Here is a 24,183-nt window from a genome sequence, read left to right on the forward strand (position 1 = left end):
GCCCCGGGACCGTCAGGGCCGGCCGAGCGGCACGCGCTCCGGCGGCGTCACGTCCTCCCAGTGCCCGACCAGCTCGCGGTAGGTGGTCGAGCGGGTCAGCAGGTCGTCGTGGCTGCCGACGAGCGGCCGGTCGCCGTCGAACACCAGCACCCGCCGCGCCCGGGTCGCCGAGCTGATCCGGTGCGCGATCACCACCAGGGTGCCGCCCCGGCGGGCGAAGGCGTGCTCGACGGTCGCCTCCAGGGTCGGGTCCAGGTGACACGTCGCCTCGTCGAGGATGACCAGCGGCGCCGGGGCGAGGTAGGCCCGGACCGCGGCGACGAGTTGACGCTCCCCGGCGGAGAGGGCGGCGGGGTCGAGTTCGGCGTCCAGGCCGCCGAGGCGGGCCACCAGGGGACCGGCGCCGAGGGTGCGTACGGCGGCCAGGACCGTCGCGTCGTCGACGTCGGCGTGCAGATAGCGGAGGTTGTCGCCGACGGAACCGGTGCGCACGTACGCCTCCTGCGGCACCAGCACCCGCAGCCGGGCCAGCGCCTCCGGCGGCGTGCCGTCGACCGGTACGCCGGCCAGGTGGACCGTGCCCGACTCCGGTGACGCCAGCCCGGCGACCAGCGCGGCCAGGGTGGACTTGCCGGCGCCGCTCGGCCCCACCACGGCCAGATGGTCGCCGGCCGCCACCGTCAGGGTGAGGTCCGCCAGGACGGGGCGGGCGTGCGGGCCGTACCGGAAGGTCAGCCCCCGCAGCGCGATCGCCGGCGGAACGCCCTCGGCGGCGGCCGGTGGGGGACCCGCCGGGCCGGCGGGGACCGGGGGCGCCGGGACGGCGGCGGGGTGCGACGGTGGGGCGGCGGGCGGCGGGAGGTCGGGCCCCGGGGGCGGGCTGGTGCGCAGGATGCGGCCCAGGGTGACGGCGTAGCGCAGGCCGCCGCCACCGACGCCCTGCACGACCGCGTGCAGGGCGGGTTGCAGCCCGGTGGTGACGTAGACGAGCGCGCCCAGCACGGCGCCGGCGCTCAGCCCTTGCCGGACCAGCCACGGCGCGGCCAGCACCAGCACCGCCACGGGCAGCCAGCCGCCCACGCCGAGGCTGAGGCTGCGCAGCGCCGCCATCCGCGCGAGGGTCCGCTCCGCGTCGGCCTGCGCCGTGACCCGCTGGTCCACGTCGGACACCACGCGCTCCTGCGCGCCGCAGGCGACGACGTCGCGGTGCCCGGCCAGCGCCGACGCCGCCGAGCGGCCGAGTCGCTCGCCGGCGGTCACCTGGGCCCGCTGGTGCGCCACCATGGCCGGCAGCGACGCCCCGAACACGGCCAGCCCCACCACCAGCGGGGCGGCCACCGCACCGGCCAGCGGCGGGGCCAGGGCGAGCAGGCCGAGCAGCGCCGCGCCGGCGGTGAACAGGAACCCGCGGACCACCAGCAGCAGCCCGCCGAAGGTGTCCCGGACCACCTCGACCTGGTGGGTCAGCCGGGCCACGGTGGCGCTGTCCGCCCGGCCGCCGGCCCGGGTGGCGTCGTGCAGGGCCCCCCGCACCACCCGGGCGGCCAACTCGTCGCGGAACGGTTCCACCACGGCCCCGAGGCTGCGGTACACCTGCCCGGTGGCCGCCGCGCCCACCAGCACGGCCGCGGCGAGCCCGGCCAGCCAGGCCAGGCCGGTGCCGAACTCACCGGCCAGGAAACCCCTGTCGACGGCGCGGGCCACGAGCACCCCGCCGAGCAGCGCCGGCAGGGCCTCCACCGCCGACCAGGCGGCCAGCCGGCCCAGGGCCCGGCGGCGGGCCCGCAGTGCCGCCCAGGTGCTGCGGCGTACGCCGGGGCCGCTCATCGGGCGTCTCCACCGGGCGTGAAGACCGCCCGGTAGGCCGGGTCGGCCCAGAGTTGCCGGTGCGGCGCCACGGCCCGCAGCCGCCCGCCGTCGAGCCACGCCACCAGGTCGGCCGCCGCCGCCGTCGTCGCGCGGTGGGTCACCACGAGTCGGGTACGTCCGCCGGCGCCGGCCGCCACCGCCCGGGCGATCCGGTGTTCGGTGGCGGTGTCCAGGCTGGACGTGGCGTCGTCGAGGACGAGCAGCCGCTCGGCGGGGAACGCGCGGGCCAGCCCGAGGCGCTGCGCCTCGCCGCCGGAGAGCGGCGCGTCCGCCAGCGGGGTGCGGAAGCCCTCGGGCAGCCGGGCGACGACGTCGGCGACCTGCGCCGCCCGCGCCGCGGCCAACACCGCCGGGGTGGCCGGGGCGGCGCCTGCGGGCGGTCGCGCCGAGCCGGCGGGCAGCCCGAGCCCGATCGCGTCGTGCACCGTCTCGCCGACCAGCACGGGTCGGTCGAAGGCATGGCCGACGGCCCGGCGCAGCGCGGACGGGTCGAGCCGGCGCAGCGGCACCCCGTCCAGCAGCACCTCGCCGGTCTCCGGGTCGTGCAGGCGGCCGGCCACCGCGGCGAGGGTCGACTTGCCGGCGCCGGAGCGGCCGACGACGGCCACCGTGGCGCCCGCCGGGACGGTCAGGTCGATCCCGTCGAGGACCGCCCGCCCGTCCTCGGCGCGTACGCCCACCCCGCGCAGCCGCAGTTCTCCCCGGCCGGGCGGCAGCGGCTCGGTGCCGTCGGGGCGTACCGGGTGGGCCAGCGGCTCGGCGATCCGGCCGGCCGCGGCGCGGGCGCGGACGAGGCGGTTCAGGGTGGCCAGCACCGCGCCCAGTCCGGCGCCGAGGGCCGCGTACTGCACGGCGGCGACGAGTTGGCCGGGGGAGAGCCAGCCGACGGTCAGCGCGTACCCGCCGACGGCCACGACGGCCACCTGGAGCAGTGGGCCGACGGCAGCGGTGCGGGCGCTCGCCCTGGCCAGCAGCCGCCAGCTGAGCAGCCCGTACCCGCGCAGTTCCGGCAGGGCCGCGAGCACCCGCTCGCGTTCCCGGTCGACGGTCGCGGCGGCGGCGATGGTGCGGGCGCCGCCGAGGGCCTCCAGCAGGCGCCCGGCGATGTCCCCCAGCACCCGCTGGTAGCCGGCGACGGCGGCGGAGGCGTCGGTGACGAAGGCGCGCATGAGCAGCGTGAGCAGGGCCAGTCCGCCGAGGAGGGTCAGGCCGAGCAGCGGTTCGAGCAGGGTGAGCGCCACGACGCTGCCGACCGGGGGGAGCAGCGCGACGAGGCCGAACACCACGGCGGTGCCGGCCTGCCCGGCCTCGGCGGCCTGCCCGACGAGTCGACCGACCAGGTCGCCCACCGGGTGGCGCCGGACGGTGCGGACGTCGCACGCGAACAGGTGCCGCAGCAGGCGCCGACGCAGCCGCGCCGTGGCCCGGGCCGCGCCGTACCCGCTGGCCACGTCGGCGAGGATGTCGGTGACCATGAGGACGGCGATCAGGCCGCAGGCGGCGGCCGGCCACCAGACGCCGGGGTCGCCGTCGACGGCGGCGTCGACCGCGAGCCCGAGCGCGGCGGGCAGGGCGAGTTCGGCGGCGGCGCCGGTGAGCGAGACCGCGCCGAGCAGGACCGTCCACCCGCCGCCGTCGCGGACCACCCGCCGCAGCAGCCGGTCGGTGCCGGTCGGCGTCCCCATGGCTTCTCCCGCGAAAGACGTGCGGCCCTGGGCGGACACGGCGTCCGCCCAGGGCCTCGCGTGATGACCTGGTCAGTTGCAGGTCGTGACGGACAGCGAGCTGTCGCCGCAGAGCAGCAGGCTCGCGCGGCTGCCACCGCCGGTGCGGTCGGCGGGGGCCATCTCCATGCCCTGAAGGTCGAGAAGCGCCATGTCGATCATCTCCTTCTGTGCTGGTCGGTCGGATGGTCCTGTGCTGGATGTCGCCGCTGAGGGCGTCCGGCTCAGTTGCAGGTCGTGACGGACAGCGAGCTGTCGCCGCAGAGCAGCAGGCTCGCCCGGCTGCCACCGCCCGTGCGGTCGGCGGGGGCCATCTCGAGGCCCTGGAGGTCCAGAAGCGCCATGTCGTGTCACCTCCTTCCGTGCTGGTCGGTCGGGTCGGTCGCCCTCGCGTCGGCGAGGGAGTCGGGGGCGCCCGTCAGGGGCGCGAGGAACGGCAGGCGCACCGGGTCGTCGGGCCGCGCGGCGGCCAGCGCCAGCAGCACGCCGGCGGTGCCGGTGCCGAGGTCCATGGACAGCCGCAGCAGCTGCTCGCCCGGGAAGGCGGTGCCGTCGCGGTAGGGCAGGGCGTGCCAGGCCAGCCGGGCCACCTGGGCGTCGCGTTCGCGGCAGAGCCCCGGATCGTCGGGGTACGCCGCCAGGTAGGCGATGATGCCGGCCCGTCCGGCGAAGAGGCCGGACTGCGCGTAGAACGGTGACCGGGCGGCGCGGCGTACGCCGGCGCTGGCCTCGGCGAACCGCTCGTCGGCGCGGTGGCGCAGGTACTCGTCGAGCACCAGCCCGATGCCGACGCTGCCCTGTCCGAGGTAGGGCATGGTGCGCCAGCCCTCGTTGACCTCCAGCGCGCCGTCGGGGCGTACCACGCAGCGGCGCAGGTCCTGGCGCAGGGCCGTGGCGGCGTGGTCCAGCAGGGCCTCGTCGCCGGTCAGCTCGTGCAGCCGCACCAGCAGCAGCGCCGGCCCGGTGCGGCCGCGCAGCAGCCCGGCGTACGGGTTGCGCCCGCCGCTGATGTCCGGCCCCGGGTCGTCGGCGAGCTGGTCGACCACCCGCTCGGCTACCCGCCAGGCCGCGTCGCGCAGGGCCGTCTCGCCGGTGCGTCCGGCCAGCTCGGCCAGGTTGAGCGCGATGCCGGCGAGGCCGCCCGAGAGGCTGTGGTCCAGGCCGTCCAGCGGCTGGCGCAGGCAGATGTCGAGCACGTCGAGGGCGTCCTGCCGGCGGCCGAGCGCCTCCAGGGCGTACGCGACGCCGTGCAGACCGTCGTAGAAGCCGCACCGGGTGCCGGAGGCGGGTGCCGTGGCGTGGCGGACCAGCCACTGCTCGTGTTCCGGCCACCGTCCGGCGCCGCTGACGTGCAGGGCGTACAGGACGCCGGCGGCGCCGTGGGCGAGGTTGAGCCCGCCGCTGCGGAACTGCTCGATGTCGCCGGGGAAGAGCCGGTCGTCCCGGTCGGGTGTCGCGCCGGCGAGGATCGCCCGGGCGAGCCGGTCGGTGTGGGCCGGCCCGACGTCGACGGTGAGGTCGGGTGGCCCGTCGGCGTCCGCCGGGGCGGGGCCGGTGATCTCCCGTACGGCGTCGTCGAGGAGTTCCCTCGGCACCGGGAAGTGCGCGGCGATGACGTCGGCGAGGTGCGCGGCCTTCTCCGGCCCGAGCCGGACGAGCTGGGTCAGCGGCAGGAACAGCGCCAGCCGCAGGCAGGCCAGGGCGTACCGGTCGACGGCGGGACCGGTGCGGTTCCGGGGCGCGGCGAAGCCCTGGTTGCGTAGTCCCGGCCGGCGGTGGCCGTCGATCGGCGCGGCGACCTCGAAGTCGACGAGCGCGATCCGGTCGTCCGGGCGGACCATGACGTTGAACAGGTGCAGGTCGCCGTAGACCAGGCCGCGGTCGTGGATCGCCGTGACGACCTCCTCGACCTGCCGGTGCACGTCCAGTGCCCAGCGGGTGTAGTCGGCGCGGTCGGCGTCCGTGGCGTCGGCGTCGATCAGCGGGTACCGGTCGACCAGGACCTTGTTGAGCGGGCGGCCCTCGATGAACTCCAGCGCGAGGAACCGGTGCTCGCCGAGGGCGAACTCGTCGTGCACCCGGGGCACCTGCGGCAGGTCGGCCAGCCGGCGCAGCGCGTCGGCCTCCCGGGCCAGGCGGGCGACCGCGTCGGTGCCGTCGGCGTCGAGACCGGCGTGCGGCCGGGCCTCCTTCAGCACCAGCTGGTCGTCGGTCCGCACGTCCCGGCCGACGTAGAGGCCGCCGCCGTTGGAGAAGTGGATGACCTTCTCGATCCGGTACGGCACCTCGTTCGTGCTGGTGGCGTTGCGGGCGGCCAGGTGCGGGCCGAGGAAGTCGGGCAGCGTCACCCAGGACGGCACGTGGAACACCGGGTCGCGGCGGTCGGGCACCAGCGTGCCCGTGTCGTCCTCGATCGCCGGGACCACCTGGCCGTCGGGGGAGTGGCAGTAGCGCGCGGCGAAGCCGCCGTAGCGGACGTGCACCGGGCCGGCGCCGTGACGCAGGTCGCTGAGGATGTACGGGCCGGGCTCGCCGGCGAGCAGCTCGTCGAGCTCCTTGCAGACCAGCTCCAGTTCCGCGTCGTCGCGGGGGTACACGGTGACGAACTTGCCGCTGGCCGCCCGGGAGGCGTACTTGGAGTTGCGCAGCAGCAGGGTGCGCGGGCCGCGGAGGAACTTGAAGGAGAGTCCGCGGGGGACGCAGTAGTCCCAGACGGCGTCCAGCACCCGCTCGGCGTTGTCGAGCGTCGCCGACACGTGGACCTTCCAGCCCTGCTGGGGCAGCGTGCCGCCCTCGGGGGCGTAGATCAGCCAGTCGTCGAGCGGCTCGGAGCGCCAACCGTCGGGAACGGGCCGCTGCGCCGCCGCGAAGGTGGGCTGCTCGACCGCGCTGCCGAGGGAGTCGTAGAAGAGCCGGTCGGCGGCGCAGTAACTGTCGTAGCGCTCGTCCACCGTGACCACTCCCTCCGCTGTTCGGCCGGTGCCTGCGTCGTTCGGCCGATGCCTTCGTCCTGCTGACGGATCTGAGTCTGTCCGTTCGGGCTATGGCGGTTCCAGTGCGTTCAGTCATGACGACGAATGCGTGCCGCACGGGTCGGCCGTGACAAAAGTCAGTTGCGCCCGGGGTGCGCGGTGCCCCGCCGGCCGGTCGCCGACCGCACGGTGGGCGGTGCCCCCGCCCGTCCCGGGGCGGTACGGTGCTCGCCGTGACCGCAGACGATCACCCCTCCGCCGCCGGTGCCGGGCCCGTCGCCGTGCTGGCCAACCCGACCGCTGGCCGGGGTCGGCACCGAGGGCTGCTGCCGCAGGTCCTGCACCGGCTCGCGGCTGCCGGCCGGCCGGTACGCCCGCTGCACGCGCGTACCGCCGACGAGGCCGAGGCGGCCTGCCGGGCGTCGGTGCGCGACGGGGCGTCGGCCCTGGTCGCGGTCGGCGGCGACGGGACCGTGCACCGCGCGCTGCAGGCGGTCGCCGGGACTGGGGTCCCGTTCGGTCCGGTGCCGGCGGGCACCGGCAACGACTTCGCCGCCGACACCGGGTTCCCGGCCGACCCGCTCGCCGCCGTCGACGTGATCGCGGCGGCGCTGCGCGACGGCCGCACCCGCCCGGTCGACCTGGCCCGGATGACGGGGGCCGACGGTACGGACCGGTGGTACGGGGCCGTGCTCGCGGCCGGCTTCGACGCGATCGTCAACGAGCGCGCCAACCGGATGCGCTGGCCGAGCGGTCCGCGCCGCTACGACCTGGCGATCCTGGTGGAACTGGCCCGGCTGCGCCCGCGCCGCTACACCCTGCGCCTCGACGGGGTGCCGCACGAGGTGGACGCCGTGCTGGTGGCGGTGGGCAACTGCGCCAGCTACGGCGGCGGCATGCGGATCTGCCCGGACGCGGACCCGACCGACGGCGTGCTCGACGTGGTGGTGGGCGGCCGGTTCCACCGGCGCACCCTGATGCGGGTCAAGCCGCGCATCTACCGGGGCACCCACGTGACGCATCCGCTGGTGCACAGCTACCGCGCCCGTACGGTCGAGCTGAGCGCCGAGGGCATCACCACGTACGCCGACGGCGAGCGCGCCCTGCCCCTCCCCCTGACCGTCACGGCCACCCCCGCCGCCCTCCACCTCCTCCGCTGACCCCCGCCCCCTGCCCTCCCCCCGCCCTCCCCCGCCCCCTCCCCGGCGCCGATCATGCAGTCGTGGTGCCCCGCACAAGCCGTGTATGCCCGCAAAACCGGCGCCAGAAGTGCATGATCGACCCGTCGAGGGCGTCGAGGGCGTCGAGGGGGCGTTTGTCAGGGGGTTTGGCGGGTGATGCGGTCCAGCCATTCGGCCAGCAGGGTGCGTTCGGCGGCGGTGAGGTCGGTGGTGATCGTGTCGAGGGCGGCGCGCAGCGCCACCGCGTGCCGGACCGGACGGTCGGCCCGGGAGGTCGCCCGGGCGGCGGGGGAGTCGGTGACCAGGGCGGCCAGCACCGCCTCCCGGGTCCGGGTCGACAGGGCCGGGTCGCGCCCCGGCGGCGGGGTCCGGATCAGGGTGAGGGTGACCCCGCACGCGGTGGCGTGCAGCATCTCGGTCGCCTGGTCGACGCTCGTGCGCAGTCGACCCGCCTCGGCCACCCGGTGCACGAGCTGGCGCAGGATGTCGGCCGCCACCCGGGCGGCGGTCGGGGTCTCGCCGGGGCGCGGATCGCCGTACATGAGGGCGTGGAACGCCGGGTTGGCGACGCCGAAGCCGACGTGCAGGTCCCAGCCCCGGCGCAGGTCGTCGACCGGGTCGTCGGCCAGGTCCCCGGCCGCCTGGGCGTGCAGGTACGCGGCGAACCCGTAGCTGGCCGCCGCGTCCAGCAGGCCGCGCATGTCGCCGAACTGGCGGTAGATGGTGGGCGCCTGCACCCCCGCCGCCCGGCTGACCGCGCGGGTGGAGACGGCCTCCCGGCCGCCCTCGGCGAGCAGTGCGGCGGCGGCCCGGACGATCCGGTCCCGGGGCGACGTCTCGGTGATCATGGCAGCGACGATAACGCCTTCGCGTTAGCGCCAGGTGTTAACGGTGCTTTCGGCGTGCCGTTAGCGCTGCTGATCGACGCCGGCCAGGTCCAGCACGGCGCCCAGCCCGTTGGCCCGACCCGCCTCGGCGGCCGGCAGCACCAGCACCGCGCACCCGGCCGCGACGGCCCCCGCGTCGGCCGGCGTGTCGCCCACCATCAGCGTCCGCTCCGGATCGACGCCGAGCATTCCGCAGGCACGCAGGAAGATCCCCGGGTCCGGCTTGCAGCGCCCCACCTCGTACGAGAGCACGAACGCGTCGACCAGCCCGGCCAGCCCCCAGGCCTCGAAGTGCGGCCGGATGTCGAAGCCGATGTTGCTGACGACGGCCACCCGGACGCCCCCGGCCCGCAGCGCGTCCAGGGTCGCCGCGGTGTCCGGGTAGGGCACCCAGCCCTCGGGCACCAGCACCCGCTCGTAGAGCGCCTCCGCGAAGCCCTCGATGCCCGCGTCCACGGTCTCGGCCAGCCCGGTGTAGGCGCCCCGGTGGGCGTGCGGGTAGAGGTCCCGGTCGGCCCAGAGCTCGGCCAGCCGGGGCGGCACCCGGGTGGGCAGCGGCCCGCCCGCCCGGCCGGCGGTCAGCAGCCGGTCGGCCAGCGCGGTGGCCCGCATCCGCTCCAGGCTCACCCCGCAGGCGGCGGCGGCCGCGAGCACCCAGTCCCGGGGCTCCTCCACCTGGGCCAGGGTGCCGTGGAAGTCGAGCAGGACCGCCTCCACCGGCCGGCGGGACGGACCCGGGCGGACGGCGTCGTCGGCGCCGCGCGAGGCGTGGGGCGGTTCGGCATGATCCGGCACGTCGTGCACCCTACCGACCGCCGCCGACCCCCCTGCCGGTTGGCCTTGTCCGGTGGCTGTCGGCGGCACGCATTAATCTTGGAGGCATGTCGAGCCCCGCCGAGCGGTACGCCGCGGCGCGCCGCCGGGCCGCGCAGGCCTCACAGTTCCCGGCACTTGACGAGTTCGCCCTCGATCTGGGGTTCGACCTCGACGACTTCCAGCGGGAGGCGTGCCAGGCGCTGGAACGGGGCAGCGGCGTCCTGGTCTGCGCCCCGACCGGCGCCGGCAAGACGGTGGTCGGCGAGTTCGCCGTACACCTGGCGCTGCGCGGCACGCCGGCGCCCGCTGCCGGCGACGGGGCCCCGCCCCGCCGGCGCAAGTGCTTCTACACCACCCCGATCAAGGCCCTGTCGAACCAGAAGTACCACGACCTGGTCGACCGCTACGGCGCCGAGCAGGTCGGGCTGCTCACCGGCGACAACGCCATCAACGGCGACGCCCCGGTGGTGGTGATGACCACCGAGGTGCTGCGCAACATGCTCTACGCCGGCTCGGCCACCCTCGACGGCCTGGCCTACGTGGTGATGGACGAGGTGCACTACCTCGCCGACCGGTTCCGCGGCGGGGTGTGGGAAGAGGTGATCATCCACCTGCCCGCCTCGGTCACCCTGGTCTCCCTGTCGGCCACCGTGTCCAACGCCGAGGAGTTCGCCGACTGGCTGGTCACCGTGCGCGGCGAGACGGCCGTGGTGGTCAGCGAGCACCGCCCGGTGCCGCTGTGGCAGCACATGCTGGTCGGCAAGCGGATGTTCGACCTGTTCCACGACGCCGACGCCGCCCGCAAGCACGACGTGCACCCCGAGTTGCTGCGCTACACCCGCGACACCATGCGCCGGCTGGAGCTCGGCGAGGGGCGCAGCGCCGGTCCCGGCGGCGGCCGGCGCGGGCCCCGCTGGCGGGGTCCGATGCGCCCCGACATCGTCGACCGGCTCGACCGGGAGGGGCTGCTGCCGGCGATCCTGTTCATCTTCAGCCGCGCCGGCTGCGCCGCCGCCGTGCAGCAGTGCCTCGCCGCGGGCCTGCGGCTCACCTCCCCCGAGGAGCGGGCCGAGATCCGTCGCGTCGTCGAGTCGCGGGTCACCGCCATCCCCGGCGAGGACCTGACCGTCCTTGGCTACTGGGAGTGGCTCGACTGCCTCGAACGCGGGCTGGCCGCCCACCACGCCGGCATGCTGCCGGTGTTCAAGGAGGTCGTCGAGGAGCTCTTCGTCCGGGGCCTGGTCAAGGCGGTCTTCGCCACCGAGACGCTCGCGCTGGGCATCAACATGCCGGCCCGCTGCGTCGTGCTGGAACGCCTGGTGAAATACAACGGTGAGGCGCACGTCGACCTGACGCCGGGGGAGTACACCCAGCTCACCGGCCGTGCCGGCCGGCGGGGCATCGACGTCGAGGGGCACGCCGTCGTCGTCTGGTCCCCGGAGACCGACCCCCGGCACGTGGCCGGTCTCGCCTCCACCCGCACCTACCCGCTGCGGTCCAGCTTCCGGCCGTCCTACAACATGGCGGTCAACCTGGTCGGCACGGTCGGTGCCGAGCCGGCGCGTGCGCTGCTGGAGTCCTCGTTCGCCCAGTTCCAGGCGGACCGCTCGGTGGTCGGCCTGGCCCGGCAGGTGCAGCGCAACACCGAGACCATCGAGGCGTACGGCGCGGAGGCGGCCTGCCACCACGGCGACTTCGACGAGTACTTCGCGCTGCGGGTGGCGATCGGCGAGCGGGAGCGGGCCATCGCCCGGCAGGGGCAGAGCCAGCGCAAGGCCGCCGCGGTGGCCTCACTGGAGCGGCTGCGGATCGGCGACGTGATCCGGGTGCCGTCGGGCCGGCGGGCCGGCCTGGCGGTCGTGCTCGACCCGGCCACCGGCGGCTTCGGCGAGCCCCGGCCGCTGGTGCTGACCCAGGACCGTTGGGCGGGCCGGGTCAGCCCGGGGGACTTCACCACCCCGGCCGAGGTGCTGGCGCGGATCCGGGTGCCGAAGCACTTCAACCACCGGTCCCCAGCGGCCCGGCGCGACCTGGCCGCCGAGGTCAGCGGCACGGGGCTGGACCGGCACGGCGGCCGCCGCGGCGGCCGGTCCCGGCAGGCCGTCGGCGAGGACCACCGGCTCAGCCAGCTCCGCACCGAGCTGCGCCGGCATCCCTGCCACGCCTGCCCCGACCGCGAGGAGCACGCCCGCTGGGCGGAGCGGCGCCGCCGCCTGGAGAACGACACCGAGGAGCTGCGGCAGCGGGTGGCCGGCCGGACCGGCTCGCTGGCCCGCACGTTCGACCGGATCGTGGCGCTGCTCACCGCCCGGGGCTACCTGGCGCCCGACGGCGCGGTGACCGACGCCGGCCGGATGCTCGGCCGGATCTGGACCGAGGCGGACCTGCTGGTCGCCGAGTGCCTACGGCGCGGGGTGTGGGACGGGCTCTCCCCGGCCGAACTGGCGGCGGCGGTCTCCGTGGTGGTCTTCGAGGCCCGCCGCGACGTCGACGAGCGGGCGTCGCTGCCGCGCGGGCCCGTGGCCGAGGCGGTCGACGAGACGCTCAAGCTGTGGAGCGAGATCGAGGCCGACGAGGCGGCCCGGGGCCTCACCGTCACCCGCGAGCCCGACCTCGGCTTCGCCTGGCCGGTCTACCGGTGGGCGCGGGGCGAGGCGCTCGCGAAGGTCCTCGGCAGCGGCCACGAGATCGACGGCGAGATGCCGGCCGGCGACTTCGTCCGCTGGGCGCGGCAGGTGGTCGACCTGCTCGGCCAGCTCGCCGACTCCGGCGGCGCCTCCGCGGAGCTCAGGTCCACCGCCCGGCAGGCGATCGGCGCCGTGAACCGGGGTGTGCTGGCCTACCACGCCCCGGCCTGACCGTCACTGTCCGTCACCGGATATCGAAATCGACGCATCGCTTAGTCACCGCGACGGCACCCCCCGAATTGTCCGGGGGGTGTCGTCGTGCCTGGTCACGGCATCCCTGATCATTGCTCCGGCGCGGGATCGCGCGTCGGTGGAACGATCTGGGAGAAGGCCGCCGTGGCGGAGATCAATCACTTCGAGTACGGGTGGATCACCCCCGCGCTCAGCTACGCGCTGTCGGTGCTGGGCTCGGCCCTGGGCCTGATCTGCGCGGGCCGGATCCGCACGGCGGGCAGCGCGGGCCAGCGCGCCTGGTGGGGAACCCTGGCGGCCTGGGCGATCGGTGGCACCGCCATCTGGACCATGCACTTCATGGCGATGCTCGGCTTCGCCGTCGAGGGCACCCGGATCCGGTACGACGTGCCGATCACCGTGGCCAGCGCGATGATCGCGGTGATCGCGGTCGGCATCGGCCTGGCCATCGTGGGCACCGGGCGGTTCTCCGCCGTGCGGCTGCTCGCCGGGGGCCTGTTCACGGGCGCGGGGGTCGCCGCGATGCACTACACCGGCATGGCGGCCATGCGGCTCAACGGCCGGATCGACTACGACACCACCCGGGTCGTGCTCTCGGTCGTGATTGCGGTGGTCGCGGCCACGGTGGCGCTCTGGCTCGCGATGACCGTCCGCCGGGGGCTGGCGATCGTCGGCTCGGCGCTGCTGATGGGCGTCGCCGTCAACGGCATGCACTTCACCGGGATGAGCGCCATGTCGGTGCATCCGCACTCCGGGCAGGGCGAGGTGGTGGGCGCCGGCGTCAGCACCCTGCTGGTGCCGATCATCCTCGCCGTGGTGTTCGGCGTGGTCGGGCTGGTCTACGCGCTGCTCGCCGCCCCCACCGCCGAGGACCGGGCCGCCGCCGCGTACTTCGACACCCTGCGGGGCCCGGAGCCGGCCGAGGCGTCGCCGCCGCCCGATCCGGTGGGGCTGCGGGCCCGGTCGACGCTCGGCCGGCCGGGCACCCCGTTCCCGTCCCGCCGGGACAACCCGCCGCGCTGACCCCGCCCAGCGGGCCGACACCGCCGCCGGGAAGATCCCCGTAGCCACCTGCGGTCCCGTCCGGCCCGGCGCCGGCCCGCTGTCGAGCCGTGTGCGCGAGCGGCCGTGCCCCTGCCCGGACCGTGCGCGCGACCGGGCCTGCCCGCGGCCGGCCGTGCCCTGCCCTGCCATGCCCGCGACCGGCCGTGCGCGCGACCGGGTCAGGACCGCTGCGCGAGGGCGTCGACCAGGCGACGTGCCGAGCCGGCCAGGTTCCACTCGCCGGCCAGCTCCAGCAGCCGGTCGGGGTCGGCCGGCGCGGTCGGCAGCTCGGTGGCCAGCTCGGGCAGCGGCACGTCGAGGGCGACCCGGACCACCTGCGGCGCGACGGCCAGGTAGTCACGCGCGGCAACCAGCTTGATGCGCAGCCCGGGGGCGAAGCCGGAGTTGGGATCGTCCAGGGCGGCCAGGATGCCCGCGATGTCGCCGTAGCGCTCGACGAGCCGGGCGGCCGTCTTCTCGCCCACGCCCGGCACCCCGGGCAGCCCGTCGCTGGGGTCGCCCCGCAGGGCGGCGAAGTCGGCGTAGCGGTCGGCCGGCACCCCGTAGCGGGCGCGCACCGCGGCGTCGTCGCAGTCGTCGAGCTTGGCCACGCCCCGCCCGACGTAGAGCAGCCGCACGGGGCGTGCGTCGTCGACGAGTTGGAACAGGTCCCGGTCGCCGGAGACCACCTCGACCGGCGCCGGCTGGGTCACCGAGAGGGTGCCGAGCACGTCGTCGGCCTCGTAGCCGGTCGCGCCGACGTGGGTGATGCCGACGGCGTCGAGCACCTCCAGGATCAGCGGGACCTGCGGGCTGAGCGTGTCGGGCACCACCTCGCCGCCCTCGGGGGCCACCCGGTGCGCCTTGTAGGACGGCAGCAGCGCCACCCGCCAGTCGGGCCGCCAGTCGTGGTCCATCGCGCAGACCATCCGGTCGGGCCGGCGGGTGCGGATCAGGCTCGCCAGCATGTCGAGGAAGCCGCGCACCGCGTTCACGGGGCTGCCGTCGGCGGCCCGGGCCGCCGACTCGGGAATGCCGAAGTAGGCCCGGAAGTAGAGACTGGGCGCGTCGATGAGCAGGATCGGGGGTCGCTGTGCCACGCCCGACAGCCTGGCACACCCCACCGACGATCAGGGGGCGCGGCGCGGCGGGTCAGGGACGTTCGTGGTCGCGGTACACCGTCTCGCGGCGGGCCACGTACTGCAGGCCGTAGCTGGCAAGCAGCAGCGCGATCGCGACCGACACCTCGAGCCAGGCCGCCGTGCCGTCGGCGACTGTCACCCCGACGGCCAGCAGCACCAGGCCCGCGACGGCGAGGATGCCCGCCCAGAGCAGCCGGCGGCGTCGGGTCGCGGCGCGCTCCCGGTCCGTCGCTGCCACGGCGGTCGGTCCTCTCCGTCGGCGACCCGTCCGCGCCCAGCCTATCGGCGCGTACGGCCGCCGGCGGCGGAACCGGGCTGCGGGCCCGCCGCTGCGCGCGCAGACTTGCCGGTGTGACGTTCGTTGCGGGCCTGACGCTCGGCCGCCGGTTCCACGACGAGGTGCTCGCCCCGATCCTGCGTCGACGCTTCCCCGACCTGCGGTACGCGGCCGGGCTGCTCGACGGCGGCTCCGAGCTGCTCGGCCTGGACACCCCGCGCTCCACCGACCACGACTGGGGACCGCGCGCGCAGCTCTTCGTCGGCGCGTCCGACGCGGCGCGGATCCCGCACCTGCGCGCGGCGCTGGACGCCGACCTGCCGGCGGAGTTCCTCGGCTGGCCCACCCGCTTCACCGGGGAGGGCCGGCTGGGGGTCGCCGACCGGGCGGGCAGCCGCCACGGCGTCACGATCGACGAGCCGGGCGGCTGGTGGCGCGAGCGGCTGGGCTTCGACCCCGCTGCCGGCGTCAGCACGGCGGACTGGCTGGCCACGCCGACGCAGCGACTGGCCGAGGTGACCGGCGGCGAAGTGTTCCACGACGGCCTCGACGGCGCGCTGACCGGGGCCCGGGCGGCGCTGGCGTGGTACCCGGACGACGTGTGGCGGCACGTGCTCGCCGCCGCGTGGACCCGCGTCGCCCAGGCCGAACACCTGCCCGGCCGCTGCGCCGAGACCGGCGACGACCTCGGCAGCCGGGTGGTCACCGCCGGGCTGGCCCGGGACCTGATGCGGCTCGGTCTGCTGCTGCACCGCCGCTGGCCCCCGTACGACAAGTGGCTGGGCACGCTGTTCGCCCGGCTGCCCGACGCGGCGCCCCTGGTCGCGGCCCTGGCCGACGCGCTCGGCCCGGGCGACTGGCGCAGGCGGGAGGACGGGCTGGTCCGGGCGCTGGAGGCCCTCGCCGCCCGGACCGACGAGACCGGCCTGGCGGCCCCGGTGCGCGCCCGGCCCCGGCCCTTCCACCGGCGGCCGTTCCTGGTCCTGGACGCCGGTCGGATCGCCGGCGCGCTGCGGGCCGCCGTCACCGATCCGGTGCTGCGCGGGCGTGCGCCCCTCGGCGCGGTCGACCAGTACGTCGACAGCGTCGACGTGCTGACCCACGCGCACCGGGTCCGCCGCCTCGCCGCCGCGCTGCCGGTCGCGGCCGACGGGCCGGACTGAGATCGTCGCGCCCGGGTACCCGCGCCCGTCGGGGCCCGCGTCGACGGCGGGCCCCGGAGAGGGCTCAGGCGGGCAGCCGCCAGACCTGGTTGGCGCCGCCGAAGCAGTCCCAGATCTGCAGCCGGGTACCGTCGGCGGAGCTGTTGCCGGTGGCGTCGAGGCACCTGTTGGACGCCGGGTTGCGCAGCGTGCCGTTGGACTGGGCCTGCCAGACCTGCGCGCCGGTGCCGTTGCAGTCCCACAGCTGCACCTTGGCGCCGTTGGCGGTGGAGGCGCTGGTCACGTCGGCGCACTTGCCGAGGGCGCGCAGGGTGCCGTCGGTGCCCACCGTCCAGCTCTGGGCGTTGGTGCCGTTGCACCCGTAGAGCTGCACGGCCGTGCCGTTGGCGGTGCCGGCGGCGGCCACGTCGACGCACTTGCCGCCGATGCCGGTGATCGGGCCGGTGCGCCCGACGGGCGGCGGGGTGGTGCCGCCGGTGGCGGTGTCGTAGATGGCGCTGACCAGGGAGGTGGCGCCGGTGGTGTCCTGGCTCAGTTCCCAGTTCATCATGCCGCCGGCGTTGGCCATGGCCCACTGGGTCTTGCGCTTGACCGTCGGGATGCCGTTGTAGCACTGCTGGGTGCCGTTGACCGTGGTGCAGTCGCGGTTGGCGTTTGCCGGGTCCATGGCGACCAGCGCGGCGTACGTGTGGTAGCCGGGCCGGCTGTAGAACGGCACGCCGAGCACCGCCTTGCGGGCGGGCAGGCCACGGGACTTCCAGTAGTTGACGGCGTTGATCGACCAGTCGAAGTTGGCGTGCGGGCTGCCGCCGTCGTACGCCATGATGTTGAGCCAGTCCACGTGGCCGAAGACGGCCGGCTGCACGCCCTCGGCGTACCAGCCCTCGGAGACGACGGCGGCGGTGAGCAGCTTGCCCCGGCTGTGCAGGGCACCGGCCAGCTGTTGCATCAGCGCCGTGTAGTTGGTGGCCGAGGCGCCCGGGTCCGGGTACTCCCAGTCCATGTCGACGCCGTCGAGGTTGTACTGGTTGACGAAGTTGACGACGTTGTTGACGAACGTCGTGCGGCTGCCGGCGTTGGCGGCGAGCGCCTCGAAGGCGGAGTCGTCGCCGTTGTTCCAGCCGCCGATCGCGATCGACACCTTGACGTTGCTGGCGTGGCCGCGCGACACCAGCTGGGAGAGCTTGGCGGGGTTCTCCACCGGGCGGAGGCTGCCGTCGCCGTTGGGCAGCACGAACGCGTAGTTGACGTGGGTCAGCTTGGCGTACTGCACCGCGTTGACGTCGCCGGTCCAGGACGGCAGGTAGCCGACGCTGCGGAAGCCGTTGGGCAGCACGGCGGCCTGCGCGGGGGCGGGGGCCAGGGTGAGGGTGGTGGCGGCGGTGGCGAGGGTGAGCAGGCCGGCGGCGAGGGCCGACCTGAGGCGGGAGAGCGATGAGGGCATCGGGGGGCCTTCCCGTGGGCGGGTCGTGGCGGCCGTGCCGCCCGCGTCGGCGGTGGGGCGCCGGGTGCGGGCGTACGGGTGGGGGACGGGTGGACATCCTCGAGGCAGCCAAATCCTAAGGATTGTTAACTGTCGCGTCAACGATGATGTTCGATGGATGCGGGCACCGCCCGACGTCGGGTGGGCTGGGGTCCGGCCCCGAACGACCGTTAAGCTGAGCGCGTGGGATCCGACGAGCTGTATCCGCCACGGCGGCTGGACGATGCCCGGCGCGCCACCGCCGCCGCGGGCCTGGACGCACTACTGCTGACCCCCGGCTCCGACCTGCGCTACCTGACCGGCTACGACGCCCACGAGGGGGAGCGGCTCACCTGCCTGGTGCTGCCCGCGCAGGGCGAGCCGACGCTGATCGTGCCCACCCTGGAACGGCCGGCCGCCGAGGCGTCCCCCGCGCCGGCCACCGGCGTACGCATCGTCGACCACGCCGACGGCACCGACCCGTACCCGCTGCTCGTCGCCGCCCTGGGCGGACCGGTGGCGACGGTCGGCCTGGCCGACCGGATGTGGGCCGAGCAGGTCCTGGCCCTGCGCGCGGCGCTGCCCGGCGCCACCCAGCGGCTGGCCTCCGAGGTGCTGCGCGAGATGCGCCTGCGCAAGTCCCCGGCCGAGGTCGCCGCGCTGGCCGAGGCGGGCGCGGCGATCGACGCGGTCCACGAGAGGATGGGGGAGTGGCTGCGGCCGGGGCGCACCGAGGCGGAGGTGGGCGTCGACATCGCCGCGGCGATCCGGGCCGCCGGCCACGTGAGCGTGGACTTCGTGATCGTCGCCGGCGGCCCGAACGCCGCCAGCCCGCACCACGGCACCTCCGACCGCCCGATCGGCGCCGGCGAGCCGGTCGTCGTGGACATCGGCGGGACGATGCCGTCGGGCTACCGCTCCGACTGCACCCGCACCTACGTCACGGGCGCCCCGGCGCCGGTCGAGTTCGTCGACTACTACGCGGTGCTGCACGCCGCCCAGCGGGCCGCGGTGGCCGCGGTCCGCCCCGGGATCACCGCCGAGGACGTCGACGCGGCGGCCCGGGAGCCGATCGCGGCCGCCGGGTTCGGCGCGGAGTTCCTGCACCGCACCGGCCACGGCATCGGCCTGGACGGCCACGAGGAGCCCTACGTGGTGGCCGGCAACGCCCGCCCCCTGGAGCCGGGGATGGCGTTCTCCGTCGAACCGGGCATCTATCTGGCGGGCCGCCACGGCGCCCGCATCGAGGACATCGTCGTCTGCGCCACGGACGGCGTGCAACGGCTCAACACCACCCCCACGGAGCTCATCGCGCTATGACTGTCGACCGGATCCTCCCCACCGACGAGGCCCACGACCTGCTCGACCTCGCCACCGAACTCGCCGACCGGGAGCTCGCGCCGCGGGCCGCCGGGTTCGAGGAGCGCGCGGAGTTCCCCCGCGAGGTGCTGCGCACCCTCGGGAGGGCCGGCCTGCTCGGCCTGCCCTACGCCGAGGAGCACGGCGGTGCCGCCCAGCCCTACGAGGTCTACCTCCAGGTGCTGGAGATCCTGGCCAGCCGCTGGCTGGCGGTCGCCGAGGCGGTCAGCGTGCACACCCTGTCCTGCTACCCCCTGGCGCAGTTCGGTACGAACGAGCAGCGCAAGCTGCTACCCGACATGGTCGGCGGGGAGCTGCTCGGGGCGTACTGCCTGTCGGAGCCGCAGGGCGGGTCGGACGCCGCGGCGCTGACCACGAAGGCCGTGCGCGACGGCGACGACTACGTGGTCGACGGCACCAAGGCGTGGATCACCCACGCGCAGGTGGCGGACTTCTACAACATCTTCTGCCGCACCGGCGGGCCCGGCCCGAAGGGCATCTCCTGCCTGCTGGCTGACCGCGCCACGCCCGGCATCGCGCCGCAGGCGGCCGAGCGCACGATGGGGCTGCGCGCCTCCCCGGTGGCGCAGATCGCCTTCGACTCGGCCCGGGTGCCGGCCGAGCGGCTGATCGGCGGGGAGGGAGCGGGCTTCACTATCGCCATGTCCGCCCTCGACTCGGGACGCCTCGGCATCGCCGCCTGCGCGGTCGGGCTGGCCCAGGCGGCGCTGGACTACGCGGTCGGCTACGCCCGGGAGCGCCAGCAGTTCGGCAAGGCGATCATCGACTTCCAGGGGCTGGGCTTCACGCTCGCCGACCTGGCCACCCAGATCTCCGCGGCCCGGGCGTTGACGCTGGCCGCGGCCCGGCTGCGCGACGCCGGCCGGCCGTACACGATCGAGGCGGCGAAGGCGAAGCTCTTCGCCACCGACGTGGCGATGCGGGTGACCACCGACGCGGTCCAGGTGCTCGGCGGGGCCGGCTACGTGGCCGACCACCCGGTGGAGCGCTACATGCGCGAGGCCAAGGTGCTCCAGATCGTCGAGGGCACCAACCAGATCCAGCGGCTGGTCATCTCCCGGGCGCTGGCGAAGGGCTGACGGGCGTCGCCCCGCCGGCGCCGTGTCGCGCCGGCGGGCCGCGTCGTCGCCGCGACGCGGTTTTCCCGGTAGGTTGCACGCCGTGGAGGAGATCGACCGCGCCATCATCGCCGCGCTGACCGCTGACGGTCGGCTGTCGTACACCGATCTGGCGGAGCGGGTGGGCCTGTCGGTCTCCGCCGTGCACCAGCGGGTGCGCCGCCTGGAGCAGCGCGGCGTGATCAAGGGGTACGCCGCCCGGGTCTCCTTCGAGGCCCTGGACCTGCCGCTCACCGCGTTCGTGGCGATCCGGCCCTTCGACCCGTCGCAGCCCGACGACGCGCCGGAGCGGCTGGCCCACCTGCCCGAGATCGACTCGTGCTACTCGGTGGCGGGGGAGGACTTCTATCTCCTGCTGGTGCGGGTGGCCAGCCCGGCCGACCTGGAGCGGCTGCTCCAGGAGATCCGGACGGCGGCGAACGTGACCACCCGTACGACCGTGGTGCTGTCGACGCCGTACGAGAACCGCTCGCCGAAGATCAGTGCCGAGCCCCAGCTTCGGGTGCGCTCGCGGGGGTCGGGGGAACCGGCTGGTTCCAGCGCAGGATGACCCGCCGGCCGTGCTCGTGGCCGAGTACGCTGACCGTGGCGGTGTCCAGGCGCAGCAGCCCGCCGGCCGACGGGGGCAGGCCGACCCAGCGGGCGCCGAGCACACGCAGGCTGTGGGCGTGCCCGACGAGGGCGACGGTGCCCCGGTCGAGCAGCGGGTGGACCCGGGCGAGCACCCGGTCGAGGCGCTCGCCGACCTGGTTCGGGGACTCCCCGCCGGGGCAGCCGTCGGCCCAGATGGACCAGTTCGGGTGGTCGTCGCGGATGTCGGCGGTGGTGCGCCCCTCGTACTCCCCGTAGTTCCACTCGGCCAGGTCGTCGAGCGTGCCGGTGACCGTGAGGCCGGCGAGGCGCGCGGTGTGCAACGCCCGGGCGCGGGGGCTGGTCAGGACCGCGGCGCAGCGGCGGCCGGCGAGGAAGCGGCCGAGGGCGCGGGCCTGCCGCTCGCCGTCGGGGGTGAGCTGGAGGTCGGTGTACGAGGTGTGCCGGCGGCTGGCGCTCCAGGTGGTCTCGCCGTGCCGGATCAGCAGAAGCTCTCCCATCGGCCCAGTCAACCAGACAGTCCCTCACCGCCGTTCACCTAGTGTCCTAGGATGCCCTAGCGGGTGTGGCACCCGCCACGATGGCGTGGCCGGGTTTCCCGCGGCGCCATGAGGGCACCCGGCGGACGAGGGCCGGGGGAGGCCCGGCCTGTGCGGAGGAGGCGACATGGGCTTCACCGGCAAGGCGAAGAACAAGGTCCAGCAGGTGGCGGGTGCGGCCAGGAAGCGACTCGGCGGCGCCACGCACAACGAGCGGATGCGCGGCGAGGGGGCCACGCAGCAGAGCGACGCGCGTGCCCGACAGGCCGGCGAGCACCTCACGGACGCCGGCCGGGACGTGAAGGACGCCTTCACCAGGTGACCCGAGTGCGGCGGCGGTCCCCGGCGCAACGGCCGGGGGCCGCCGGCTGCCCCGCTCGGCCGGAGGGCTTACCGCTCCTCGGCGCAGCAGCCGTCCGTGCTGCCTGTCGCCGGCCCGGCCGGGGGGAGCCCGGGTGTGCAGCAGGCGTCACCGCGCCACGCTTCGCGACCTTCCTTGGCCGCCACCACGGCGATGACCAGCGCGGCGACCGGGTCGGCCCAGGACCAGCCGAACAGGCTGTTCAGACCCAGGCCCACGAGGAGGACGGCGGACAGGTAGGTGCACAGCAGGGTCTGTTTGGAGTCCGCGACCGCCGACCGCGAACCGAGTTCCCGGCCGGCGCGGCGCTGCGCGTACGACAGGCCCGGCATGATCGCCAACGACAGTGCCGCCAGCACCAGTCCGATGCTGGAGTGCTCGGCGTCGGCGCCGCCGAGCAGGGCCCGTACCGACTCCACCGTCACGTAGGCGGCGAGAGCGAAGAAGGAGACCGCGATGACCCGCAGCGCCGCCTTCTCCCGGGCTTGCGGATCGCGGCCGGCGAACTGCCACGCCACCGCCGCTGCCGACGAGACCTCGATCACGGAGTCCAGGCCGAAGCCGAGCAGGGCGGTCGACGACGCGATCGTGCCGGCGGTGATCGCGACGACCGCCTCGACGACGTTGTAGGTGATCGTCGCGGCGACCAGCAGCCGCACGCGGCGGGCGAGCACCGCGCGGCGCGCCGGCGACGGGCCCGCCGGTGTCAGGTCGATGAGGGGGAGGGCCATCAGCAGCAGCCCTTTTCGCCGGAGTCCGGACACGCGGCGGGGTCTACCATCAGTACGAGGCCGAGCAGGTCTGCGAGGGCGTGCGCCAGCCGGGCGTCGGCCAGTTCGTACCGGGTGCGGCGGCCCTGGGGCACGGCGACCACCAGGCCGCAGCCGCGCAGACACGACAGGTGGTTCGACAGGTTCTGCCGGGTCGTGCCCAGTAGTTCGGCCAGTTCCGCCGGGTATCCCGGCCCGTCGCGCAGCGCCAGCAGCAGCCGTGCCCGTGTCGGGTCGGACAGGGCATGACCGAAGCGGGCCAGCACCTGTCCGTGCGTCAACGTCTCCACACCAGGGATAGTACATTCAGCGATGTACTGAGCAGGGTGGGGTGAGCCTCACCCGCACCGCATGGCGTTCCTGTCGAGGGTGAAGCGTGCGCCGTACCCCCGCGGTCGCTCGACCAAGAAGCGGCGGCGCCGTCGTGGCTGAAGATGCGTCACCCCCGGGGCCGGTGGTCGGCTTCCGGGGGTGACGCGGTGTCGCGGCTGGTCAGTCGTTGCGGTGCTCGGCCCACCACTGCTGCCCGGTCTCGGGCAGGGTGTCGATCGGGTCGTAGTAGGCGTGGCGCTTGTTGAGCGCCTCGGCGTCGGCGGACTCGATCGAGGTGCGGTAGTTCTTCGTCCAGTACGAGATGCCGCGGTCGCGGTCGTACTCGGTGAGCATGTGCACCCAGCGCTTGCCGACGAAGGGGACGTCGCAGACGATGCGCGGGGTGGCGTAGCCGGGCAGGTAGCCCATGATGTCGTGCTGGAGCTGCTGGGCGTGCCAGACCGGGACCCGCCAGTGCTCGGCGTTGGGGATCATGTCGCACATGTAGAAGTAGTACGGCAGGATGCCCGCCTCGCCCTGGAGGGCGAAGCAGAGGTCGAGCAGGTCGGGGGCGGTGGCGTTGACACCGCGCATGAGCACGCCCTGGTTGCGGACGTCGCGTACGCCGACGTCGAGGGCGGTCTGGGCGGCCCTGGCGACCAGCGGGGTGAGCGACTGGGCGTGGTTGACGTGGGTGTGGATGGCGAGGTTGACGCCGCGGCGGGCGGCGGTGCGGGCGACCCGTTCGAGGCCCTCGACGACGTCGGGCTGGAGCCAGTGCTGGGGCAGGCCCATGAGGGCCTTGGTGGCGAGCCGGATGTCGCGGATCGTCTCGATCTCCAGCAGCCGCATCAGGTAGGACTCGAGGTTCTTCCACGGGACGTTGGCCACGTCGCCGCCGGAGACGACGACGTCACGGACGCCTGGGTGGGCCTTGAGGTAGCCGATGTGGGCGTCGTAGCGGTCGACGGGCTTGAGGGTGAGCTTGAGTTTGTCGACGGCGGGGGTGGAGTTGCCGACGAGGTCCATGCGGGTGCAGTGCCCGCAGTACTGGGGGCAGGTGGAGAGCAGCTCGGCGAGGACCTTGGTGGGGTAGCGGTGGGTGAGGCCCTCGGCGACCCACATGTCGTGTTCGTGCAGGGAGTCGCGGCTGGCGTACGGGTGGGAGGGCCAGTCGGTGCGCCGGTCGGAGGCGACCGGGATCATGTAGCGCCGGATCGGGTCGGCGAGGAACGCCTCGGTGGTCATCGGCGCGAACGGGACCATGGTGTTGACCATCTGCGGCGGCACCAGCATGGACATGGTGGCCAGGGCCTTCTGGTCGGCCTCGAGGTCGGCGTAGAAGGTCTCGTCGACGGTGTCGCCGAGGACGGTGCGCAGCTGCTTGACGTTCTTGACGCAGTTGACGCGCTGCCACTGGGCGTTCTCCCACTGGTCGCGGGTGACGTGGCGCCAGCCGGGGAAGCGGGTCCAGTCGGGTTCGACGAGGGGCGCGCGGCGGTATTCGTAGGGCTGTCCGGCGGCGGGGACGGCGACCGGCGCGGGGCGGGGCGCGGGCGGGGTCTCTACCGGTTGGGTCTGGGTCACGGCCCCTCCTCGATGTGGTGCGGTTGATCAGCGACCCCGAAGGCTACTGGAAAATATTCGGTGAAGAAATTAGTCTGCCGTAAGTTTTCCCGCTACGCGAGCCCTGGTC

Annotated in this window: 22 protein-coding genes; 8 read left to right on the forward strand and 14 right to left on the reverse strand. The window is 75.1% G+C overall.

The window, feature by feature from the left end; genetic code table 11:
* Window positions 1-12: 12 nt before the first annotated feature.
* From ACN27A_RS03360 to lanKC, 5 genes are all read right to left on the reverse strand, one after another.
* Complete coding sequence (locus ACN27A_RS03360) at window positions 13-1,827, reverse strand: ATP-binding cassette domain-containing protein (RefSeq protein WP_421449719.1); 1,815 nt, start codon at window positions 1,825-1,827, stop codon at window positions 13-15.
* On the reverse strand, window positions 1,824-3,554 hold the full coding sequence (locus ACN27A_RS03365; RefSeq protein WP_421449721.1) for an ATP-binding cassette domain-containing protein: 1,731 nt from the start codon (window positions 3,552-3,554) through the stop codon (window positions 1,824-1,826). The genes ACN27A_RS03360 and ACN27A_RS03365 overlap by 4 nt, the downstream gene beginning before the upstream one ends.
* Before the next feature lie 72 nt (window positions 3,555-3,626).
* Window positions 3,627-3,746: a SapB/AmfS family lanthipeptide gene (locus ACN27A_RS03370; RefSeq protein ID WP_089003486.1), complete on the reverse strand. Its 120-nt coding sequence runs from the start codon at window positions 3,744-3,746 to the stop codon at window positions 3,627-3,629.
* Window positions 3,747-3,817: 71 nt separating this feature from the next.
* Window positions 3,818-3,937, reverse strand: coding sequence for a SapB/AmfS family lanthipeptide (locus ACN27A_RS03375; RefSeq protein ID WP_013734295.1), 120 nt, complete (start codon window positions 3,935-3,937; stop codon window positions 3,818-3,820).
* A 6-nt stretch (window positions 3,938-3,943) separates the two neighbouring features.
* Window positions 3,944-6,544 carry a class III lanthionine synthetase LanKC gene (gene lanKC, locus ACN27A_RS03380; RefSeq protein WP_421449722.1) on the reverse strand — a complete coding sequence of 867 codons (2,601 nt, stop codon included), beginning with the start codon at window positions 6,542-6,544 and terminating at the stop codon, window positions 3,944-3,946.
* Window positions 6,545-6,789: 245 nt separating this feature from the next.
* Between lanKC and ACN27A_RS03385 the strand changes: the two genes are divergently transcribed.
* Window positions 6,790-7,725, forward strand: a complete 936-nt coding sequence (locus ACN27A_RS03385) for a diacylglycerol kinase (RefSeq protein WP_421449724.1) — start codon at window positions 6,790-6,792, stop codon at window positions 7,723-7,725.
* 158 nt (window positions 7,726-7,883) lie between these two features.
* Here ACN27A_RS03385 and ACN27A_RS03390 read toward each other — a convergent pair whose 3' ends face one another.
* Both ACN27A_RS03390 and ACN27A_RS03395 read right to left on the reverse strand, forming a co-directional pair.
* Window positions 7,884-8,594, reverse strand: a complete 711-nt coding sequence (locus ACN27A_RS03390) for a TetR/AcrR family transcriptional regulator (RefSeq protein WP_421449725.1) — start codon at window positions 8,592-8,594, stop codon at window positions 7,884-7,886.
* 60 nt (window positions 8,595-8,654) lie between these two features.
* The gene (locus ACN27A_RS03395) at window positions 8,655-9,428 is read right to left on the reverse strand and encodes an HAD family hydrolase (protein WP_421449727.1); all 774 of its coding nucleotides are present in this window, start codon (window positions 9,426-9,428) and stop codon (window positions 8,655-8,657) included.
* An 86-nt stretch (window positions 9,429-9,514) separates the two neighbouring features.
* Here ACN27A_RS03395 and ACN27A_RS03400 point away from each other — a divergent pair, with 86 nt between their 5' ends.
* Together ACN27A_RS03400 and ACN27A_RS03405 are read left to right on the forward strand one after the other, a co-directional pair.
* Entirely contained in the window at window positions 9,515-12,307 is a 2,793-nt protein-coding gene (locus tag ACN27A_RS03400; protein ID WP_421449729.1) for a DEAD/DEAH box helicase, read from the forward strand.
* Between the two features lie 165 nt (window positions 12,308-12,472).
* Window positions 12,473-13,351: an MHYT domain-containing protein gene (locus ACN27A_RS03405; protein ID WP_393168432.1), complete on the forward strand. Its 879-nt coding sequence runs from the start codon at window positions 12,473-12,475 to the stop codon at window positions 13,349-13,351.
* Window positions 13,352-13,551: 200 nt separating this feature from the next.
* Here the strand turns inward: ACN27A_RS03405 and ACN27A_RS03410 are convergent, their stop codons facing one another.
* Together ACN27A_RS03410 and ACN27A_RS03415 are read right to left on the reverse strand one after the other, a co-directional pair.
* Window positions 13,552-14,472, reverse strand: coding sequence for a 5'-3' exonuclease (locus ACN27A_RS03410; RefSeq protein WP_421449731.1), 921 nt, complete (start codon window positions 14,470-14,472; stop codon window positions 13,552-13,554).
* A 52-nt stretch (window positions 14,473-14,524) separates the two neighbouring features.
* Complete coding sequence (locus tag ACN27A_RS03415; RefSeq protein ID WP_421449733.1) at window positions 14,525-14,752, reverse strand: hypothetical protein; 228 nt, start codon at window positions 14,750-14,752, stop codon at window positions 14,525-14,527.
* 113 nt (window positions 14,753-14,865) lie between these two features.
* On the opposite strand from ACN27A_RS03415, the gene ACN27A_RS03420 reads away from it, so the two are divergent.
* Window positions 14,866-15,954 carry a DUF4037 domain-containing protein gene (locus ACN27A_RS03420; protein WP_421449735.1) on the forward strand — a complete coding sequence of 363 codons (1,089 nt, stop codon included), beginning with the start codon at window positions 14,866-14,868 and terminating at the stop codon, window positions 15,952-15,954.
* A gap of 64 nt (window positions 15,955-16,018) precedes the next feature.
* On the opposite strand, the gene ACN27A_RS03425 is transcribed toward ACN27A_RS03420, so the two are convergent.
* The gene (locus ACN27A_RS03425; RefSeq protein ID WP_421449737.1) at window positions 16,019-17,398 is read right to left on the reverse strand and encodes a glycosyl hydrolase family 18 protein; all 1,380 of its coding nucleotides are present in this window, start codon (window positions 17,396-17,398) and stop codon (window positions 16,019-16,021) included.
* A 222-nt stretch (window positions 17,399-17,620) separates the two neighbouring features.
* Between ACN27A_RS03425 and ACN27A_RS03430 the strand changes: the two genes are divergently transcribed.
* The 3 genes from ACN27A_RS03430 to ACN27A_RS03440 all read left to right on the forward strand — a co-directional run bounded on the left by ACN27A_RS03430 (window position 17,621) and on the right by ACN27A_RS03440 (window position 20,464).
* Complete coding sequence (locus ACN27A_RS03430; RefSeq protein WP_421449739.1) at window positions 17,621-18,736, forward strand: M24 family metallopeptidase; 1,116 nt, start codon at window positions 17,621-17,623, stop codon at window positions 18,734-18,736.
* Complete coding sequence (locus tag ACN27A_RS03435; RefSeq protein ID WP_421449741.1) at window positions 18,733-19,875, forward strand: acyl-CoA dehydrogenase family protein; 1,143 nt, start codon at window positions 18,733-18,735, stop codon at window positions 19,873-19,875. Before ACN27A_RS03430 ends, ACN27A_RS03435 begins: the two co-directional genes overlap by 4 nt.
* 82 nt (window positions 19,876-19,957) lie before the next feature.
* On the forward strand, window positions 19,958-20,464 hold the full coding sequence (locus ACN27A_RS03440) for an Lrp/AsnC family transcriptional regulator (RefSeq protein ID WP_151456848.1): 507 nt from the start codon (window positions 19,958-19,960) through the stop codon (window positions 20,462-20,464).
* On the opposite strand, the gene ACN27A_RS03445 is transcribed toward ACN27A_RS03440, so the two are convergent.
* Window positions 20,394-21,005 (reverse strand): histidine phosphatase family protein, encoded by a 612-nt coding sequence (locus tag ACN27A_RS03445; RefSeq protein WP_357579546.1) that lies wholly within the window; start codon window positions 21,003-21,005, stop codon window positions 20,394-20,396. The two genes, ACN27A_RS03440 and ACN27A_RS03445, sit on opposite strands and share 71 nt — an antisense overlap.
* A gap of 166 nt (window positions 21,006-21,171) precedes the next feature.
* Here ACN27A_RS03445 and ACN27A_RS03450 point away from each other — a divergent pair, with 166 nt between their 5' ends.
* On the forward strand, window positions 21,172-21,366 hold the full coding sequence (locus tag ACN27A_RS03450) for a CsbD family protein (RefSeq protein ID WP_311412730.1): 195 nt from the start codon (window positions 21,172-21,174) through the stop codon (window positions 21,364-21,366).
* Window positions 21,367-21,434: 68 nt separating this feature from the next.
* Here ACN27A_RS03450 and ACN27A_RS03455 read toward each other — a convergent pair whose 3' ends face one another.
* The 3 genes from ACN27A_RS03455 to ACN27A_RS03465 form a co-directional block, all read right to left on the reverse strand.
* A complete protein-coding gene (locus tag ACN27A_RS03455) occupies window positions 21,435-22,136 on the reverse strand; it encodes a cation transporter (protein WP_421449743.1) in 702 nt (233 codons plus the stop codon).
* Window positions 22,136-22,465: an ArsR/SmtB family transcription factor gene (locus tag ACN27A_RS03460; RefSeq protein WP_421449745.1), complete on the reverse strand. Its 330-nt coding sequence runs from the start codon at window positions 22,463-22,465 to the stop codon at window positions 22,136-22,138. Before ACN27A_RS03460 ends, ACN27A_RS03455 begins: the two co-directional genes overlap by 1 nt.
* 202 nt (window positions 22,466-22,667) lie before the next feature.
* Complete coding sequence (locus ACN27A_RS03465; RefSeq protein ID WP_421449747.1) at window positions 22,668-24,074, reverse strand: KamA family radical SAM protein; 1,407 nt, start codon at window positions 24,072-24,074, stop codon at window positions 22,668-22,670.
* Between the last annotated feature and the right edge of the window lie 109 nt (window positions 24,075-24,183).

The organism is Micromonospora sp. WMMD737, assembly GCF_049179055.1.
Taxonomy (GTDB): domain Bacteria; phylum Actinomycetota; class Actinomycetes; order Mycobacteriales; family Micromonosporaceae; genus Micromonospora; species Micromonospora reichwaldensis.